This window comes from Acinetobacter sp. NIOH-H-8, assembly GCF_046635365.1.
In the GTDB taxonomy this organism is placed as follows: Bacteria; Pseudomonadota; Gammaproteobacteria; order Pseudomonadales; family Moraxellaceae; genus Acinetobacter.
This window is the reverse complement of the sequence record NZ_JBHDVN010000007.1, coordinates 84,300-100,906: the sequence shown is the minus strand read 5'-3', so window position 1 is coordinate 100,906 and position 16,607 is coordinate 84,300. Positions and strand designations below refer to the sequence as shown.

General features: G+C 44.2%; 14 protein-coding genes and 5 tRNA genes. 14 read left to right on the top strand and 5 right to left on the bottom strand.

Going from position 1 to position 16,607, the window contains the following annotated elements:
• Positions 1-261: 261 nt before the first annotated feature.
• Positions 262-1,923, bottom strand: coding sequence for a DNA repair protein RecN (gene recN, locus ACEWB7_RS05225; RefSeq protein WP_180013368.1), 1,662 nt, complete (start codon positions 1,921-1,923; stop codon positions 262-264).
• 437 nt (positions 1,924-2,360) lie between these two features.
• On the opposite strand from recN, the gene ACEWB7_RS05220 reads away from it, so the two are divergent.
• From ACEWB7_RS05220 to ACEWB7_RS05210, 3 genes are all read left to right on the top strand, one after another.
• Positions 2,361-2,684: a pyrimidine/purine nucleoside phosphorylase gene (locus ACEWB7_RS05220; RefSeq protein WP_004787221.1), complete on the top strand. Its 324-nt coding sequence runs from the start codon at positions 2,361-2,363 to the stop codon at positions 2,682-2,684.
• Between the two features lie 142 nt (positions 2,685-2,826).
• The gene (rlmB, locus tag ACEWB7_RS05215; protein ID WP_005233526.1) at positions 2,827-3,576 is read left to right on the top strand and encodes a 23S rRNA (guanosine(2251)-2'-O)-methyltransferase RlmB; all 750 of its coding nucleotides are present in this window, start codon (positions 2,827-2,829) and stop codon (positions 3,574-3,576) included.
• Between the two features lie 43 nt (positions 3,577-3,619).
• A complete protein-coding gene (locus ACEWB7_RS05210; RefSeq protein WP_312317085.1) occupies positions 3,620-4,537 on the top strand; it encodes a DMT family transporter in 918 nt (305 codons plus the stop codon).
• Positions 4,538-4,575: 38 nt separating this feature from the next.
• Here the strand turns inward: ACEWB7_RS05210 and coaE are convergent, their stop codons facing one another.
• The 4 genes from coaE to pilB are packed head-to-tail and all read right to left on the bottom strand — an operon-like array spanning position 4,576 to position 9,012.
• A complete protein-coding gene (coaE, locus tag ACEWB7_RS05205) occupies positions 4,576-5,181 on the bottom strand; it encodes a dephospho-CoA kinase (protein ID WP_262738462.1) in 606 nt (201 codons plus the stop codon).
• Position 5,182: 1 nt separating this feature from the next.
• Positions 5,183-6,043 (bottom strand): prepilin peptidase, encoded by an 861-nt coding sequence (locus tag ACEWB7_RS05200; protein ID WP_262738460.1) that lies wholly within the window; start codon positions 6,041-6,043, stop codon positions 5,183-5,185.
• The gene (locus tag ACEWB7_RS05195) at positions 6,043-7,272 is read right to left on the bottom strand and encodes a type II secretion system F family protein (protein WP_411580479.1); all 1,230 of its coding nucleotides are present in this window, start codon (positions 7,270-7,272) and stop codon (positions 6,043-6,045) included. The genes ACEWB7_RS05200 and ACEWB7_RS05195 overlap by 1 nt, the downstream gene beginning before the upstream one ends.
• 30 nt (positions 7,273-7,302) lie before the next feature.
• Complete coding sequence (gene pilB, locus ACEWB7_RS05190) at positions 7,303-9,012, bottom strand: type IV-A pilus assembly ATPase PilB (RefSeq protein WP_302700322.1); 1,710 nt, start codon at positions 9,010-9,012, stop codon at positions 7,303-7,305.
• A gap of 278 nt (positions 9,013-9,290) precedes the next feature.
• On the opposite strand from pilB, the gene tpiA reads away from it, so the two are divergent.
• The 11 genes from tpiA (at position 9,291) to ACEWB7_RS05135 (ending at position 16,549) form a co-directional block, all read left to right on the top strand.
• On the top strand, positions 9,291-10,082 hold the full coding sequence (gene tpiA, locus ACEWB7_RS05185) for a triose-phosphate isomerase (RefSeq protein WP_166136391.1): 792 nt from the start codon (positions 9,291-9,293) through the stop codon (positions 10,080-10,082).
• A gap of 13 nt (positions 10,083-10,095) precedes the next feature.
• Positions 10,096-10,425 (top strand): preprotein translocase subunit SecG, encoded by a 330-nt coding sequence (secG, locus tag ACEWB7_RS05180; protein ID WP_004787204.1) that lies wholly within the window; start codon positions 10,096-10,098, stop codon positions 10,423-10,425.
• A 53-nt stretch (positions 10,426-10,478) separates the two neighbouring features.
• Positions 10,479-10,563, top strand: a tRNA-Leu gene (locus ACEWB7_RS05175).
• A 52-nt stretch (positions 10,564-10,615) separates the two neighbouring features.
• Positions 10,616-10,692 (top strand) — tRNA-Met (locus tag ACEWB7_RS05170).
• 81 nt (positions 10,693-10,773) lie between these two features.
• Positions 10,774-10,850: transfer RNA gene (locus ACEWB7_RS05165), tRNA-Met, on the top strand.
• 72 nt (positions 10,851-10,922) lie between these two features.
• Positions 10,923-10,999 (top strand) — tRNA-Met (locus tag ACEWB7_RS05160).
• Positions 11,000-11,087: 88 nt separating this feature from the next.
• Positions 11,088-11,164, top strand: a tRNA-Met gene (locus ACEWB7_RS05155).
• Positions 11,165-11,378: 214 nt separating this feature from the next.
• Entirely contained in the window at positions 11,379-11,903 is a 525-nt protein-coding gene (gene rimP / locus ACEWB7_RS05150) for a ribosome maturation factor RimP (protein WP_125278902.1), read from the top strand.
• A 35-nt stretch (positions 11,904-11,938) separates the two neighbouring features.
• Positions 11,939-13,423 carry a transcription termination factor NusA gene (gene nusA, locus ACEWB7_RS05145; protein WP_004787201.1) on the top strand — a complete coding sequence of 495 codons (1,485 nt, stop codon included), beginning with the start codon at positions 11,939-11,941 and terminating at the stop codon, positions 13,421-13,423.
• A gap of 10 nt (positions 13,424-13,433) precedes the next feature.
• Positions 13,434-16,145: a translation initiation factor IF-2 gene (infB, locus tag ACEWB7_RS05140; protein WP_262737959.1), complete on the top strand. Its 2,712-nt coding sequence runs from the start codon at positions 13,434-13,436 to the stop codon at positions 16,143-16,145.
• Entirely contained in the window at positions 16,145-16,549 is a 405-nt protein-coding gene (locus tag ACEWB7_RS05135) for a ribosome-binding factor A (RefSeq protein WP_004810065.1), read from the top strand. The genes infB and ACEWB7_RS05135 overlap by 1 nt, the downstream gene beginning before the upstream one ends.
• The last annotated feature ends 58 nt before the right edge of the window (positions 16,550-16,607 follow it).

Here is a 16,607-nt window from a genome sequence, read left to right as displayed (position 1 = left end):
CTTTCAACTTTTGCCAGTGTTGATCTGTCAGCATGGTACGAGGCATAGCGAATAGTAAAATTGGGTTTGGCGATTTGATTTTACTACTTCGCTATTTTTTTAAGCTAAAAGTGTCAACACACCCTAAATAGAAGAAAATATTAAATTTTATATTTAAAGCGGAGTGCTTTATTTTTTATTAATTTTTTATAAGTTGTTTTAAACTAAAAGCTGTTCATAAAAAATCCCTGCACTAGTCAGGGATTTTTTATTAAGCATAATTCATGCTTGCTGAAACTTTAACTGTCTTAACTGACGTGCATGCTGCAAGGTGGTTTCATTAATTTCCACGCCACCCGTCATACGTGCAAGTTCCTGTACAATTTCACTTTCTTCCAGATTAATAATGGTACTGCTGGCTGGATCAGTCTGGCGTTTTTTCACCAGTAAATGCTGGTCGGACTGTGCAGCCACCTGCGCCTGATGGGTGATACATAGAATTTGTACATGCTGTGCCAGATCAGCCAATAAGCGACCCACGATTTCCGCAGTACCGCCACTGATCCCGACGTCGATTTCATCAAAGACCAATACTTCAGCTTCGGTTTTTTCTGCATTCATCACCTGCATCACCAAGGCGATACGGGATAATTCACCGCCTGAAGCCACGCGTGCCAGAGGTTGTGCTGGTATGCCCTTGTTGGCAGTAAACAGAAGCTGAATAAAACTCAAACCTTCACTTGATGGATGTTCCAAAGGCTCAAATTTAAATTCAAAATGCGCTTCAGGTAGGGCAAGCTGTTTCACCTGTTCGGTCAGTTTTTTCGCCAGCGGTTCGGCTGCATCACGGCGAATCTGGTCCAGATGTTGAGCTTTGCTTAGAAACTCCTGATAAGAGACCTCGACCTGTTCAGCCAGAGTTTCTGGGTCTTCTAGCTGATGCAATTGTTCAAGTTCAGTCTGCCAGGCCTCATATTCTTCTTTCAGCAATTCTGGCTGGGTGCGGTATTTGCGTGCTAAACGGTGAAACACTTCCAGTTTGGAATTCAGTTCTTCCATACGTTCCGGATCAAAGCTTTGCCGATCCATAAACTGGCGTAAGGTCGCCGTCGCATCTTCGAGTTCACTTTGGGCATTGAGCAATGAAGTGTAAATCTGGGAAAGCTGTTCGCTACGACCGGCATGCGATTCCATACGGCGTAAGATTGAAGCCAGTTCCTGAGAAATATTCTGTTCACCTTCGTCCAGGCCATTCAGGCTATAGACACAATCCTGCATGATGGCTTCATGATGGGAAAGGCGGTCAAATTCCTGCTCAATTTCCTGATAATCCGTCTGAACGACTTCTTCTAGTTCTTCGAGTTGCAGCTCCAGAGTTTCTATACGTTGCTTACGGGTTGCTTGTGCATCCAGCGCGGCCTGATGCTGGCGAATATTTTTATGCCAGGTGCTATAAGCATCACGTACTTCCTGAGCTGGTGCATAAAAATTGCTATAACGATCTAGCCAGTGTTTGGGATAAGGCGGTTCTAGAAGTTGCTGCTGACTATGCTGGCTATAAAGCTGGACCAAGAGTCGGCCAATTTCTTTCAGTTCGGATAGGCTGCTTGGGCGGCCATTGATCCAGGCCTTGCTACGGCCAGTGGCAAAGATCACCCGGCGTAAATGAATTTCCCCTGACTCATCATCGAGTTCATGCTCTTTTAACCAGCTCGCTTCAGGGCTGTCTTCCTGATAGCTAAAGGTTGCTGTTACATCGGCTTTTTCGGTGCCATAACGCACATAATTGGTATCGGTTCGCTCACCTAGACAGGCAGACAGGGCATCCAGTAACAGGGATTTACCTGCACCGGTTTCACCAGTAAGAACGTTAAAACCTTTATCAATATCAATAGCAAGATGCTCGGCCAAAGCAAAATTGATCAGAGTTAAATGTGTCAGCATAAACGCATCCGGGCTGCGAAAAGTTTGAATGAAATAGCATGTCAGTTGCTTCAGTCTAGCAACGCGGCTGTTATTATAAATCAGGATAAATCGATTTCATTCTATCTTAAATTTCATGGATTAATACACGCTTATTTGAATGTTATGTCACAGGAACTAAGATTAGGCCACTGAAGTTACAAAAGATATTTTCATTTTTCTGACATGCTTGAAATTTAAATTAAATCAGGTCGGAATATATTTTGCTTATAAATGACGGGAAAAATCACGGCATTTTCCAGGATCTGTCGAAATCACTCAAACAGGCTGGAATCAAGGCAAGCAGGGGCACCCAATAATTTCATTCAAGTCCGATAAACTTCGATTGATTAGTTGCGGGTGCACATTTAAACTACAGCAATCAAAATATTACAAAATGCTTTATCTGGAGAAATGGCATGTCAGCTCAGTTTGATCATGTATCAGTACTTAAAAAATCGAATGTGTATTTTGGCGGGTTATGCATCAGCCATGTGGTGCAATTTGAAGATGGCACTAAAAAAACCTTAGGGGTAATTTTACCTTCAGAAAATGCATTAACTTTTGAAACACATGTGCCTGAGCGTATGGAAATCATCTCAGGTGAATGCCGTGTACAAATCGCTGACAGTGAAGAGAAAGAACTGTTCCGTGCGGGTCAGTCGTTCTATGTGCCAGGCAATAGCCGTTTCAAAATCGAAACTGATGACGTGCTGGACTATGTTTGCCATTTTGAAGGCTAAACAGACCTACAGATGAGCTGTAACCGATCAAGAAATTTTGTTCTGAATCGGTTAAACTAAGCTTGATACAGAATCCTGTGAAGTTGGCTTTGCAGGATTTTTCTTTTGCTGCCTATTTCCTAATTTATTTTCGAGGTCGTTCATGGCTAAACCTGAGTATTATTATGGCGTCCATTCAGTAGAATCACTGCTGGAGCTTGAGCCTGAACGTGTCTTGACTCTTTTTACCCTGAAAGGCCGTGATGATCAGCGCCTGAAACGTGTGCTGGAGTTGGCTGAACCTTTCGGCATTAGTGTCCAGCAGGCTAGTCGTGACAAGTTAGAAAAACTGGCTGGTTTGCCTTTTCACCAAGGCGTTGTGGCGGCAGTTCGTCCGCATCCAACCTTAAATGAAAAGGATCTGGAAGATCTATTGAAGCAAGATTCTCAAGTACTTCTATTAGCGCTCGATCAGGTAACTGATCCGCATAACCTGGGTGCTTGTATTCGTACTGCCGCAGCGATGGGTGTAGCGGCTGTGATTGTGCCGCGTGACCGTTCAGCAAGCCTGACACCGACTGCACGTAAAGTAGCAGCGGGTGGTGCAGAAAAAGTGAAGTTTATTCAGGTGACCAATCTGGCGCGTACTTTGGGGCAAATCAAAGATGAATTTAATGTACGTGTGGTTGGTACCATGCTGGATGAGAAAGCTTTACCTATCCAGAAATTTGATTTTACTGGTACAGGTGTATGCGTGGTGATGGGTGCGGAAGATACCGGTTTACGACCAATTACCCAAAGCCAATGTGATCAGACGGTTTATATTCCGATGGCAGGCAATCTGCAAAGTCTGAATGTGAGTGTGGCAACAGGGATGGCTCTTTATGAAGCCTGTCGTCAGCGTCAAGCCTAAGTCCTTTTTATTATTTACCTAAATACTGTTAAAGAAGAAGTCTATGTCTCCCCGAACGCAAGGTTATGCCTTTGTCTTAATTACCATGTGTATTTGGGGAGGTTTTACCTTAAGCACGCGCTTAAGTGCCCAGTGGGGGATTAGTGCCTGGGATCTGGTTGGATTACGTTTTCTATTGGCTTTTCTGATTCTGATGCCAGTCCTGATTTATAAAAAGGACACAGCCTTTTTGTGGAGTAAGGAATCCTTTCTCTTAGCCATGATTGGCGGGGTGGGATATTGTCTGACTGCTTATACTGCTTTCCATTATGCACCTGCAGCTCATGCTGCCGTATTTCTAAATGGCTGTATTCCACTTTGTACCGCAGTGGCTGCTTTTGTATTATTTAAACAGGGGTTTGACCGACATACCTGGATCAGTATGACGATTATGCTGCTTGCGATTGGCAGTATGAGCTGGTTGATGTTCCGGGAGTCTGGTGTGGCCTTGGGACTAGGCGATCTGCTGTTTTTCATCAGTGCGATGTGGTGGGGGGTGTTTACTGTACTGCTACGTCAATGGAAACTCTCTGCCTGGCATTCTATGGCCAGTGTAGCGATCTGGTCAGCCATCGTTTATGTGCCCCTTTATCTGCTATTCTTCCCCAAACATCTGGATGCAGCTGAACCTTGGCAAATGGCTTCCCAGGTACTCTTTCACGGTGTTTTTGTGGTGATTGTAGCGACACTAACTTATGTGGAAGCGATTAAGCGTTTAGGTGCATTTAAAGCGGGTAGTATCGTGACTCTCGCACCATTTATTGCTGCCATACTCGCTGTGCCGCTTCTAGATGAACCTCTAAGTCTCGCGATTGTCTCTGGTTTAGTAGGTATGGCAATTGGTGCCATACAGCCTTGGCGTTGGTTGATGCATCAAGATGGCTTGAGTCAAAAACTGGAACAACAAAAAAAGCAGTCCTAACAAGGCTGCTTTTTATTTTAGTTTTAAATAGGTTTGGATTAATTATTTTGAGCAGCCATTTGAAGATATTTTTCATGTAATGGCGTGAGATGGGCATAAAGATGTTCCAGCTCACCATCATTCAGTACAATATCATTAGCCATAGCACACTTTTGTTCACGTGGCATTTGTGCGGCAATGATCTTCTGAATTTGCTCCATATTTTGTCCATCACGCTGTGAAGCCCGTTGAATTTGCAGTTCAATAGCAGCATCAATTAATAACGTATGTTGTGTCAGTTCATGCTGATTTGTTTCAAACAATAAAGGAGAAACTAAAATCGCATAAGGACTTTGTGCTGCATGCAACTGTTGAATAATTGAAGTGCGAATAGCAGGGTGAGTGATATTTTCCAGCGTTTTGCGTGCTTCAGGAGACTGGAAAATATGTTCACGTAAAGCACGGCGATTCAATGAACCATCCTCAAGCAAAACCCAATCGCCGAAAGCTTGCTGAATCTGCTGTAGGGTTGGTTGACCGATATCAACGACTTCACGGGCGACAATATCCGCATCTACGACAGCAATCCCTTGAGCTTCAAACCATTGGCTGGCAGCAGACTTGCCACTACCAATTCCACCAGTTAAACCGAGTACAAATTTCACTTTACTGACCTAAATAGATTTTCATGATCTGCTCACCCCATAAAAAGGCAATCCAGCCGGCAATGGCAATATAAGGGCCAAAGGCAAAGGGCTGATTTTCTTTACGGACTTTAAGCAGGATAATCCCAATAATCGCGCCCACCAATGATGACAATAATACAATGAGTGGTAGGAGCATAGGCCCCATCCAGGCACCTAAGGCAGCTAGTAATTTGAAATCTCCATAGCCCATACCTTCCTTGCCGGTCACCAGCTTAAACAGATAGTACACCACCCACAAGCATAAGAAGCCAATGATATAGCCCCAGATGGCAGAATCAGGGGTAGTATAAATCGCATAACTATTAATGCCCAGGCCGAGTGCAGCCAGCGGCAGGGTATAGCGATCGGGTAATAACTGGGTATCGAAATCAATAAAGGTGAGGGCAATCAGGACATAGGTAAAAACCAGACCAAACAGCATCTGTATGGTAGGCCCAAATACTGCCACCACTATCAGCGCACAAGCAGCTGTGAGAAGTTCAATAAATGGATAGCGGATACTGATTGGATTCTGACAGTTACCACATTTACCACGTAATAAGATCCAGCTAATCACCGGAATGTTCTGATACCAGCGAATAGGAGTCTGACATTTCGGGCAGGTGGAAACTGGTTTGCTTAAAGTAATTTTGTTCTCATCAATGATGGGCTGGTCTGGATGCAAAAACAGCTGGCAATCTGTACGCCATTCCTGTTCCATCATTTTAGGGGTACGGTAAATGACAACGTTTAAAAAGCTACCAATACAAAGACTAAAAAGCCCAACTGCGAGATAAAGCGCAGTTGGGTTTTGACTGAAATATAAAATAAAATCTTGCATTAAACCACGGAACCCATTTGGAAAATTGGAAGGTACATTGCGATAACAAGGCCACCAACAAGGACACCAAGAATTGCCATAATCAAGGGTTCCATCATCGAGGTTAAACCGTCGACCGCATTGTCGACTTCGTTTTCATAATGGGTTGCAACTTTATCCAGCATGGCATCCAATGCACCAGATTCTTCACCAATCGCGACCATCTGTACGGCCATAGAAGGGAATTTATCGGTGACACGCATGGCAAATTGAAGCTGTTGACCGGTTGCTACGTCTTCCTTGATTCTTAATACTGCCTCTTCATAGACTACGTTATTGGTCGCACCAGCAGTCGATTCAAGCGCATCAATTAATGGCACACCGGCAGCAAAAGTGGTGGCGAGAGTGCGGCTATAACGAGCAATAATCGCTTTATAGACCAGGTCACCAAAGATGGGGGCTTTGAGTGCGGCTTTATCAAGCAAATCACGGAATTTTTTACTACGTTTTTTTGCTTCAAGAAAGGCCGTAATCACAACACCAATCCCGAGAATTAACAGAAACCAGTATGCCTGCATCCAGTTAGACATATTTACGACCATTTGGGTAAATGCAGGTAAGTCAGCACCAAATGAAGAGAATAAGTCCTGGAATACAGGGACTACTTTCACCATCAGAATAATTGTTACGATCACAGCTACTACAATTACTGTAGCTGGATATTTCATGGCTTTTTTAATTTTTTGCTTTAAAAGCTCACTTTTTTCTTTATAAATCGCGACACGATCCAGCATGGTTTCCAGAGCACCAGATTGCTCGCCAGATTCGACCAAAGAACAGAATAGGTTGTCAAAATATTGTGGGTATTTTCGTAATGCTCCGGCAAAAGTATTCCCCCCTTCAACTTCACCTTTGATTCCCAGTACAACCTCGCGCATAGATGGATTTTCTAAACCTTCTGCAACAATTTCAAAGCCTTGTACTAAAGGCACCCCTGCTTTCATCATGGTGGCGAGCTGACGGGTGAAGATGGTGATATCCAGAGTGGAAACTTTTTTCTTCATCAAACCTTCGAGAATATTTTTTTTCTTTTCCCGGATGGTTTTGATCGTAATGCCTTGTTTGCGCAAGTTCACTTTTGCCAAGGCCATATTTCGTGCCGGCAATTCCCCCTTGATCTTGGCGCCTTTGCGATCAACTCCTTCATAACTGAAGATCGGTGTCATCTGGCCTTTTTTTACTGCTGCCATAGCTTTATCCTTATTTTATATTCAGCACGATCATTCGCTGGTTACACGATTGACTTCCTGTAAAGAAGTCACCCCCTGCATAACCTTCACTAACCCTGATCGGCGTAAATTGTTAAATCCTGCACGTGCGGAAGCTTCAGCAATTTCAATGGCATTGCCATCTTCCATAATAATTCTTGAAATTTCAGGTGTGACTTTCATAACTTCATAAATACCGACCCGGCCCTTATAACCTTCACGACATTCATTACAGCCGACTGGCTCATAAATCTGAAATTCAGGGCTTTGTAAATCTGCTTCGGTAAAGCCCATCTCCAGTAAGCTTTGCTTTGGAATGTCAGCCGGTTTTTTACATTGTGAACACAAGCGACGGGCCAGACGCTGCGCAATCACCAGATTGACTGAAGTCGCGATATTGAAAGAAGGTACGCCCATATTACGTAAACGGGTCAAAGTTTCCGGAGCACTGTTGGTGTGCAGAGTTGACATCACCATATGACCTGTTTGCGCTGCTTTGATTGCAATTTCAGCTGTTTCCAGATCACGGATCTCACCGACCATGACAATATCAGGATCCTGACGCAGAAAGGATTTTAAAGCAGCTGCAAACGTCAGGCCAACTTTATTATTGACGTTCACCTGATTAATCCCTTGCAGGTTAATCTCGACTGGGTCTTCCGCAGTAGAAATATTGGTATCTTCACGATTTAAGATGTTTAAGCCCGTATAAAGGGATACTGTTTTACCGGAACCAGTAGGACCGGTAATCAGTAACATCCCTTGCGGTTTATCTAAGGCTTCCATAAATAATTCTTTCTGCTCAGGTTCATAACCTAAAGCATCAATTCCCAGCATGGCACTAGACGGATCTAAAATACGTAGAACCAGTTTTTCGCCAAACAGGGTAGGGAGCGAGTTAACACGGAAGTCGATGGCTTTGTTTTTTGAGAGCTTTAATTTAATACGGCCGTCTTGAGGCACGCGTTTCTCAGAAATGTCCATCTGCGACATAACTTTTAAACGTGACGCCAAACGGTTTGCTAGTTGTAGCGGCGGTGTTGCAATCTGACGTAAAACGCCATCGACACGATAGCGTACCCGATACATTTTTTCATAAGGTTCAAAATGTAAATCTGATGCCCCCATACGAATGGCATCAATCAGTAATTTATTAATATATTTAACAATCGGGGCTTCTTCACCCTTGTCTTTTTCATCTTCTTCTTTCGTTGGATCGGCTGTGTCGACATCAACATCCAGATCGAAATCATCATCAAAATCAAAAGTACTTTCTTCAGTAAAGTTTTGCTCGATCAGTTTCTCGAGTTTATTGTGTTCAACAATAACGGTTTCAATATTCAGTTTAGTCGCAAAGCGGATGGCATCCGTGGCTTCAATATTAGTCGGATTGCTCGTGGCGACATAAAGAACATTGGCGTTTTTATAAATTGGCAAAATTCGATGCTTGGTGATCAGCTTTTCATCGATATCTTCACGCAGGATTTGTCCCGGATCATAAGCGCCAATATCAAATAGAGGTTCACCAAATTCTACTGAGATCGTTTCGGCAATGGTGGTAGGGGAAAGATTATGATGACTGACCAAATAGGCCACAATATCTGTTTTTTCTTGTTTGGCATTGGCTAAAGCAGTACGCATATCTTCAGCCGATAATACCCCTTCATCGACCAGGCGACGAATAAACCCTGTAAATCTTGGTGACCCCTGCAATGCTGTCATGCTTCAATATGCCTATCAATTCAATTTTTTTAATTTGCTATTCTAAAATTATACGTTTGTTATACAAAAATACCATAGCTGAAAATGCTGCAATCTTCCTGATATTCAGTAAAAGCTTGAACTGGTCGGAAGAACCGGGCATTTTTTCAGTGATAACAAAAAATAACCAATTTGAATAGTCTAAACTGAGAAATAGGAGGAATAAAACTATTCTTTAAATTTTACAATTCCGTGTAGAATGTGCGCAATTCAAGATATGTCAGTGAAATAGGTTATTTATGTCGGTTTCGACGATTACCCCTTGGGTGGTGGGCAACTGGAAAATGAATCCAATGCAGGCAGATGCCCAGGCTTTGGTTCAAAATTTCAAAGACTTGCTTGAGTCTGCACCAGTTTCAACAGAGAAATGTCATTTGGGTGTGGCACCGACAACCCTTGCCTTAACTCAAATTCAAACTGCATTTGCTTCTGCAAATCGCCCTGTATATACCGTAGCACAAGATGTATCACGTATTTCAGGTACAGGCGCTTATACCGGGGAAGTAAGTGCTGAATTATTGGCTGATAGCCAGATTCGCTATGTATTGATTGGACACTCTGAACGTCGTGAAATTTTTGCTGAAAGTTCACAGATTCTAAATGCTAAAATCAAGAATGCTTTAAATGCCGGTTTAACCGTAATTTACTGTGTGGGCGAAAGTCTGGAACAGCGTGAAGCAGGGCAGGCGGAAGCAGTGGTTCTGCAACAGATTTGTGATATCGCGACTGTGGTTGCAGGCGAGCAGTGGAAAAATATCGTGATTGCTTATGAGCCAATCTGGGCCATTGGTACCGGTAAAACAGCTTCTCCAGAAGATGCGCAGGCCATGCATGCCCAGATCCGTCAGGGCTTGAGCCAGATTACAGGTTATGCTGCGACTATGGCGATTTTATATGGTGGTAGTGTAAAACCGGAAAATGCAGTAGAGTTAGCAGCCTGTCCTGACATTAACGGGGCATTGGTGGGTGGTGCATCACTCAATGCTGAGTCGTTCCATCAAATTGCTCAAGCATTTGCAAATACACAATAATTAGGAGTTCAGCATGCAAACTTTTGTGCTGGTAGTACATATTATCTTAGCGATTTTGATGATTGTCTTGATTTTGGTTCAGCATGGTAAAGGTGCGGATGCAGGTGCATCATTCGGTGGCGGCGGTGCGGCAACGATCTTTGGTGCCTCGGGTTCGGGTAATTTCATGACCCGTTTGACGGCAGTTTTTACCGCATTGTTCTTTGTAACCAGTATTACTTTGGCGATTCTTGCCAAGAAACAAACCACTGATGCGTACAGTTTGTCTTCAATTCAATCAGCTCCAACTGCGCCTGCACAACCGGTTGAAACTTCACCAACTGCACCACAAACGACCGAATAATTTTAATTAAACCTTTCTTTTTTTCAGTGATGCGACTAGAATGCGTCACAGCTGCGGTGGTGGTGGAATTGGTAGACACGCTACCTTGAGGTGGTAGTGCTTTCGGGCGTGGGGGTTCAAGTCCCCCCTTCCGCACCAACTTATAATCCAGAACATAAGTTGGTGTATGCAGCTAAAAAACTTCTGTTGTTGCGGGATGGAGCAGTCTGGTAGCTCGTCGGGCTCATAACCCGAAGGTCGTTGGTTCAAATCCAGCTCCCGCTACCAATCAATCCTTTTTTAAAGACGCAAACTTTTAAAAGGCAGCTTAAATCTGATTTAAGTTGAGAAGGATTATTTGCATGTTGTTGCGGGGTGGAGCAGTCTGGTAGCTCGTCGGGCTCATAACCCGAAGGTCGTTGGTTCAAATCCAGCCCCCGCTACCAATCCTTTAAAGATGCAAACTTTAAAGGCAGTTTAATGATAGAATATTAAGCTGAATGTTATTTGTATGCTGATGCGGGATGGAGCAGTCTGGTAGCTCGTCGGGCTCATAACCCGAAGGTCGTTGGTTCAAATCCAGCTCCCGCTACCAATTTTTCAGTAACAGATAACAAATATGCAGAATGATGTGGTTGTGATTGAAAAGTTCGCATCTTTTGTATATAATTTTTGCACGTTGATGCGGGATGGAGCAGTCTGGTAGCTCGTCGGGCTCATAACCCGAAGGTCGTTGGTTCAAATCCAGCTCCCGCTACCAAGTTTCTTAAAAGAGGCTCACAACTATGGTGGGCCTTTTTGCACAGTGGGATTTGAAAAAAGTTCAAATTGTGTATTAATTGGGGCGATTTACGCCCTTTTTTATTGGCTATCGTGTAGTGTCGACAATATTTGGTCAAATCTCCATGTTTCACTACTACTATAGTTTGTAGTGGTCAAATAGATCATAAAATCGCACCAGATGACGAGAGTAAATGAAGCTATCAAATAAAACTCAAGCACTTCAGGACTTGATTGCACCAGCAGTTGAAGCCTGTGATGTAAACCTGTGGGGGATTGAATTCCTGCCACAAGGCAAACGTTCATTATTACGGATCTATATCGACAAACCGGTCGATGAAAATGCAGCACCTGTTGTCAATGAAGATGGTGAAGAAGAGCAGGGTCGTGGTATTGGGGTTCAGGACTGTGTGCGTGTCACACAGCAAGTCGGCGCTATGCTTGATGTCCATGATCCAATCTCAGGTGACTATTCGCTTGAAGTTTCTTCACCAGGTTGGGATCGTCCATTCTTCCAGCTGGAGCAGATGGCTCATTATATCGGACAAATGGTTGCGCTGCGTTTGATCAGTGCCGTCGATAATCGTCGTAAATTCCAGGCAAAACTGGTTGCAGTCGACCTTGAAAATGAAATGATTCAAGTTGAAGTAGAAAAGCAACAGATTTTGGATATCGACAGTCACAATATCGATAAAGCAAACTTGGTCTATCAAGATTAATCCAATTAATAAGAATCTGAACGAATAGGTGACTTATGGCACGTGAAATTCTTACCGTGGTTGAAACGGTTAGTAACGAAAAAGGTGTAAGTCGTGAAGCAATTTTTGAAGCGCTAGAACAAGCTTTGGTTGCAGCGACTAAGAAGAAATTCTACGAGGGGACTCACTCGGAAGAAGCTCGTCTTCGTGTAGAAATTGACCGTAAAACTGGGGATTACCGTACTTTCCGTCAATGGGAAGTGGTGGCTGATGAAGATCATGAAATGCCTGCTTGTCAGGATGCGATCTCTGATGTTGATCCCGCACAATGGTCGATTGGCGATATCCGTGAACTGGAAGTAGAATCAATCGATTTCGGTCGTATTGCTGCCCAGATCGCGAAACAGGTGATTGTACAGAAGATCCGCGAAGCAGAACGTGCACTAGTTGCTGATGCTTATGAATCTAAAGTCGGTGAGCTGATCTATGGTGAAGTGAAAAAACAAACCAAAGATGGTTTTATCATTGACTTGGGTGACAACGCAGAAGCGTATCTGGCACGTGAAGAGATGATTCCGAAGGAAATCCTTCGTCCGAAACAGCGCGTAAATGCGATTCTATACAGCGTTAACCGTGAAGGCCGTGGTGCACAATTATTGTTGTCACGTGCTAAACCGGAAATGCTGATTGCATTGATGAAAAAAGAAATTCCTGAAATTTCTGAAGAAATCATTGAAATTAAGGCCGCAGCTCGTCAACCGGGCGTTCGTGCTAAAATTGCAGTGAAAACCAACGACCACCGTATTGACCCGGTGGGTGCTTGTATTGGTATGCGTGGTACACGTATCCAGGCTGTACAGCAAGAGCTCAATGGCGAGCGTATTGATGTAGTGGTTTGGTCGGATGATCCTGCGCAATATATCGCAAGCGCATTAGAACCAGCCGATGTATCTAGTATTGTCATCGATGAAGATGCACGTACTGCAGATATCATTTTCGCGACTAGTGATCAGCTAGCTCGTGCAATTGGTTCACAAGGTCAAAACGTTCGTCTGGCATCTGAATTGACTGGCTATAAGCTGGACATGATGTTGGAAGAAGAGTACTACGCACGTCAGCAAAGCGAAGCACAAAAATACCTGGACATGTTTGTTACACGTCTGGATATTGCTGAAGATTTGGCGATGGCGTTGGTAGAAATGGGCTTCACCTCGCTTGAAGAAATTGCTTACGTACCGCCAGAAACGTTTGATGAAATCGAACTGGATGCGGAACTGGTTGAACTACTGCAAAGCCGTGCGAAAGAAATTGCACTTGCTGATGCATTACAACAGCAAGAAAACGTACAAGCGCCAAGTGAAGAACTTGTTGCAATGGAAGGCATGACAGCAGAGATCGCGCAAGCTCTCGCAGCTCGTGGTGTGGTAACCGTAGATGACTTAGCTGACCAAGCGACTGATGATATTGAAGATATCGAAGGTCTCGGTGCTGAGAAAGCCGGTCAACTTATTATGAAAGCGCGCGAATCATGGTTTAACTAGGAGGTAGTATATGACGGACAAGTCGATTAAAGAGTTAGCACTCAGCGTGGGTCGCCATGTTGATAAGCTCCTAGAGCAGGTTCGTGAGGCAGGTTTACCACAGCGTAAAGCTGACGATATTATTACCACCGAACAACAAGATCGCTTAATGAATCATGTGAAAAAGACACAAGGTTCAGATGGCCATGCAGGACAAATCACGTTGAAACGTAAAACGACCAGTACTGCTAAAGTGGCAAGTACTTCAGGTAAGGCGAAAACGATTAATGTAGAAGTTCGCAAGAAACATACATTCGTCAAGCCAGACCCGGAACAAATTAAAGCAGAAGCTTTAGCGAAGGCTCAAGCTGAACAGCAAGCGAAAGCAGAAGCTGAACAGAAGCCAGCACCAGCTAGAAAACCTGCTGATGCACCTAAATCGGGTACAAACAATGCAAGTAAAGCCCTAGAAGCAATGCGTGCAGCTCAGAAACAAGAAACTGAGAAACAGGAAACACCTAAAGCAGCTGTTGTGGTAAAACGCAAATCAACTAACAAGCCGATTGTGAAAGCAGCGGTTAAACAAGTTGAAACAGCAGAACAGAAAAAAGCACGTGAAGCTCAAGCCGCTCAATTAAAAGCAGCTGAAGAAGCGGCACGTCGTAAGGCAGCTGAAGAAGCACAACAACGTACCCTTGAGCAAATGCGCAAGATGGCGTCGAAGTATTCTTCTGAAGATACCACTGCAACCATTCGTGTGATTGATGATTCTCCACTTGCTGCTGGTCTGGTTGGCCAGGCATATGAAGACTCATTTGCGAAAGAAGACCGCGAAATTAAACGCGGTACCAATACTTCAAATACACGTTCACCGAAGAAAGGTGGTCGTCGTGGTGAAGAGCAGTCTTTCCGTGATAACTCACACAAACGTGGTCTGAAATCTAGCCAAGCGAACAAGCATGGTTTTGAAAAACCAGTGAAAAAACAGGTTTATGACGTTGAAATCGGTGAAACGATTGTCGTTGCTGACCTTGCTGCGAAAATGGCGGTTAAGGTTCGTGAAGTGATCAAGTCACTGATGAAAATGGGTGAACTGGTTACTCAAAACCAGGCGATCGATCAGGAAATCGCAGCACTTGTGGTTGAAGAAATGGGCCATAACCCGGTACTGGTTTCTGAAACTGCAGTTGAAGATAACCTGCTTGAACAGGCTGAAGAAGCTCGTGGTGCGCAAACTACTCGTGCGCCAGTTGTTACGATTATGGGTCACGTTGACCATGGTAAAACATCGCTTCTGGACCGTATTCGTCGTGCCAAAGTGGCGCAAGGTGAAGCAGGTGGTATTACCCAGCATATCGGTGCTTATCATGTAACGACTGATAAAGGTAGTATCACATTCCTTGATACTCCGGGACACGCAGCGTTTACTGCAATGCGTTCACGTGGTGCCAAAGCGACTGATATCGTAGTCTTGGTTGTTGCAGCAGATGATGGCGTGATGCCACAAACTGCAGAAGCAATCGATCACGCACGTGCAGCGGGTACGCCAATCATTGTTGCAATCAACAAGATGGATAAAGACTCTGCTGATCCAGATCGCGTATTGAACGAATTGACCACCAAAGAAATCGTACCTGAAGAATGGGGCGGTGACGTTCCTGTCGCGAAAGTATCTGCACATACTGGTGCGGGTATTGACGAACTTCTTGACCTGATTTTAATTCAGTCTGAATTGCTTGAATTGAAGGCGTCTGAAGAAGGTGCGGCACAAGGTGTTGTGATTGAAGCGCGTGTTGATAAAGGCCGCGGTGCAGTGACTTCTATTCTTGTACAAAACGGTACGCTGAAAGTGGGTGACCTGGTTCTTGCTGGTTCATCTTATGGCCGCGTTCGTGCCATGACCGATGAAAACGGTAAACGTATCAAGTCTGCAGGTCCTTCGATTCCAGTTGAAATTCTGGGTCTTCCAGAAGCGCCGATGGCAGGTGACGAAGTTCTTGTTGTGAATGACGAGAAGAAAGCACGTGAAGTTGCCGATGCGCGTATGGATCGTGAACGTCAAAAACGTCTTGAACGTCAATCTGCAATGCGTCTTGAAAACATCATGGCGTCTATGGGCAAAAAAGATGTGCCAATCGTCAATGTGGTATTGAAAACTGATGTACGCGGTACATTGGAAGCACTGCATGTTGCATTGGCTGAGCTTTCAACGGATGAAGTAAAAGTACGTATCATTGGTTCTGGTGTAGGTGCGATTACTGAATCTGACGTAACACTTGCTGAATCTTCAGAAGCGGTTCTTCTGGGCTTTAACGTACGTGCCGACAATACTGCACGTCAAAAAGCAGATGCAGACAGTATCGACATTCGTTACTACTCAGTAATCTATCAATTGATTGATGACGTGAAAGCAGCGATGAGCGGTAAGCTTGCTCCTGAACACCGTGAAACGATCTTGGGTGTTGCTCAAGTACGTGAAGTGTTCCACTCAAGCAAATTTGGTGCTGCAGCAGGCTGTATGGTCCTTGAAGGCGTATTACACCGTAATAAACCGATTCGCGTATTACGTGATGACGTGGTGATCTTCCAGGGCGAGCTAGAATCTCTTCGTCGCTACAAAGAAGTAGTGGAAGAAGTTCGTGCCGGTATGGAATGTGGTCTTGCGGTGAAAGGCTATAAAGACATCAAACCTCTCGACAAGATCGAAGTGTATGATGTGCAATTGATTAAACGGAGTCTTTAATGGCGGGTAGTCAACGTCTTAAGCGTATGGCGGATACGGTACAACGTGAGTTGTCTGAACTGATCCGTCAGGAGCTGAAAGATCCACGTCTGGGGGGTCTGGTGACCATCTCAGCCGTGAAGGTGAGCCCAGACTTAGGATATGCAGAAGTTTATGTCACAGTAATGGGTCGTGAACTTGGTGATGAGCAAAGTGAAGCGGCAAATAAAGAAACACTCGATGTCCTGAATAAGGCATCTGGGTTCTTGCGCCATGAACTGAGCCGTCGGATCAAGACACGTATTACACCTCGTCTACGTTTCCATTACGACAAAACCAATGCATATGGTAACTATATGTTTGGTCTGATTGCTGAAGCAGTGAAGGATTTACCTCCTGCTGAAGACAAGAAAGATGAAGAATAAGCTTTTATAAAGCTCAATAAAAAAGCCACCTTAGGGTGGCTTTTTTATTACTGAACTT

What these genes read in the sequence shown, in the direction of transcription:
- recN (WP_180013368.1), bottom strand. Translation starts at nt 1,923, where the DNA reads ATGCTGACACATTTAACTCTGATCAATTTTGCTTTGGCCGAGCATCTT.
- ACEWB7_RS05220 (WP_004787221.1), top strand. Translation starts at nt 2,361, where the DNA reads ATGTCAGCTCAGTTTGATCATGTATCAGTACTTAAAAAATCGAATGTG.
- rlmB (WP_005233526.1), top strand. Translation starts at nt 2,827, where the DNA reads ATGGCTAAACCTGAGTATTATTATGGCGTCCATTCAGTAGAATCACTG.
- ACEWB7_RS05210 (WP_312317085.1), top strand. Translation starts at nt 3,620, where the DNA reads ATGTCTCCCCGAACGCAAGGTTATGCCTTTGTCTTAATTACCATGTGT.
- ACEWB7_RS05200 (WP_262738460.1), bottom strand. Translation starts at nt 6,043, where the DNA reads ATGCAAGATTTTATTTTATATTTCAGTCAAAACCCAACTGCGCTTTAT.
- ACEWB7_RS05195 (WP_411580479.1), bottom strand. Translation starts at nt 7,272, where the DNA reads ATGGCAGCAGTAAAAAAAGGCCAGATGACACCGATCTTCAGTTATGAA.
- pilB (WP_302700322.1), bottom strand. Translation starts at nt 9,012, where the DNA reads ATGACAGCATTGCAGGGGTCACCAAGATTTACAGGGTTTATTCGTCGC.
- tpiA (WP_166136391.1), top strand. Translation starts at nt 9,291, where the DNA reads ATGTCGGTTTCGACGATTACCCCTTGGGTGGTGGGCAACTGGAAAATG.
- secG (WP_004787204.1), top strand. Translation starts at nt 10,096, where the DNA reads ATGCAAACTTTTGTGCTGGTAGTACATATTATCTTAGCGATTTTGATG.
- rimP (WP_125278902.1), top strand. Translation starts at nt 11,379, where the DNA reads ATGAAGCTATCAAATAAAACTCAAGCACTTCAGGACTTGATTGCACCA.
- nusA (WP_004787201.1), top strand. Translation starts at nt 11,939, where the DNA reads ATGGCACGTGAAATTCTTACCGTGGTTGAAACGGTTAGTAACGAAAAA.
- infB (WP_262737959.1), top strand. Translation starts at nt 13,434, where the DNA reads ATGACGGACAAGTCGATTAAAGAGTTAGCACTCAGCGTGGGTCGCCAT.
- ACEWB7_RS05135 (WP_004810065.1), top strand. Translation starts at nt 16,145, where the DNA reads ATGGCGGGTAGTCAACGTCTTAAGCGTATGGCGGATACGGTACAACGT.